This is a genomic window from Streptomyces sp. NPDC032472, assembly GCF_040636955.1.
GTDB lineage: Bacteria > Actinomycetota > Actinomycetes > Streptomycetales > Streptomycetaceae > Streptomyces.
This window is the reverse complement of record NZ_JBEZVK010000213.1, coordinates 1-1,243: the sequence shown is the minus strand read 5'-3', so window position 1 is coordinate 1,243 and position 1,243 is coordinate 1. Positions and strand designations below refer to the sequence as shown.

The window sequence follows — 1,243 nt, the reverse complement described above, 5'->3', positions numbered from 1 at the left end:
GCTTTATGTCTCGATGGATGATGTGGTGTGTGTGAAGATGATGCAGTCCGTTGCAAAGCTCGATAAAGAGCTTTCGCCCAGTCCTATGTCGTTCTTCCGTAGATTGCGAAGCGCTGCTTCGCATTTTGTTTAGGCTGCTTTGGTACAGCTTCATGACTATGATTGAATAGTCGATGCCATTAATGGTCTTGCTGTCGAAGTGGTAACATCGCACCACATTTATGTGCGTGGGGATTTGTGCTGCACAGAAGAACTCGTCGCGGAAGCGTTGCAGCTTATCTTTATCTCCGTGGGGAATGAATTTGATTGCAAAACTTTGTTTGTCTCGAGTGAACTTGAGAACGTGCGCGTTGCCTCCCTGGTCTACGCTTGACGCGAAGGTGAAGTCGCCGATGTCCGTCTCTAGAACATTGTTTTGCTTAAAATGGGTAACCAAATTCACGCACTTCTCCTCATTCGCTGATGCTGGCCTGTGGGCTACGGCTAGATACTAGGGGGAATCCAATTCAATGAGAAGGTCGCGCGAGCGGGAGGTGATGCGCTAAGTGGGCCGTGAGCCGCTGAGCCGACGTGCGGACAGCCCGCAGCATGGGAGCACCCGCAGGACAGAGATAACGGGGCACCTATTTCGCTGCGGCTAGGCGGCCAGTGAGACCTCGGTTAGCCGCCCGCGTCGCCAGCAGCTGTGCGAGCTGCCGCTTACTGGTGCGTGAAGATTGCAAATCACCGACGGCTCGGCGAAGTAAGTGTTGCGGGTGTCATTGCTACGCAGGTCGCTGTATCATCTGCCATCGCCCTATGAACAGGGAGCAGCCTTCTGGGAAGCGGCGGAGCGAGGAAATCTTCCTGTACCATCCTCCGCTCTCACAGATGCCCACTTCCGTTCTAAGAGGAACGTTAGTTCCCAGTGGAAGGATGGACCCGAATTTCTGAGCTAAATCAACGATTTAGCCTGGAACTTCGGGTCTTTTTTCGTTTGCACATTCTCGATCTAGGCGGAACCTGCCTGATCGGCAAAAAAATGGGTTCCATTCGTCGAATGGAGCCCGGCGTGACCCGATACGCAATTCGTGAAGTTCATTTCGAGAACGGCGAACGCTTACCTCTGTTGGTGCATGGAGACCCACTGGGTTTGCCGGTTCCGGAGATCGTGGAATTTGCCATCGCGAAGCTACGTGCGTGTGGGCTTCGAAGGAGCATTCACCATCGAGCCGAAGCGTTCGGGCTGCTTCTCTTTGAGCGT

2 protein-coding genes are annotated in these 1,243 nt (G+C 53.5%); one reads left to right on the top strand and one right to left on the bottom strand.

The features are described from left to right. The coding region (locus tag AB0F11_RS38275) for a protein kinase (protein WP_362184503.1) at positions 1 to 442 on the bottom strand (442 nt) is incomplete at its 3' end. A gap of 465 nt (positions 443 to 907) precedes the next feature. Between AB0F11_RS38275 and AB0F11_RS38270 the strand changes: the two genes are divergently transcribed. After that, positions 908 to 1,243: hypothetical protein (locus AB0F11_RS38270; protein WP_362184501.1), on the top strand; the 336-nt coding region annotated here is incomplete at its 3' end.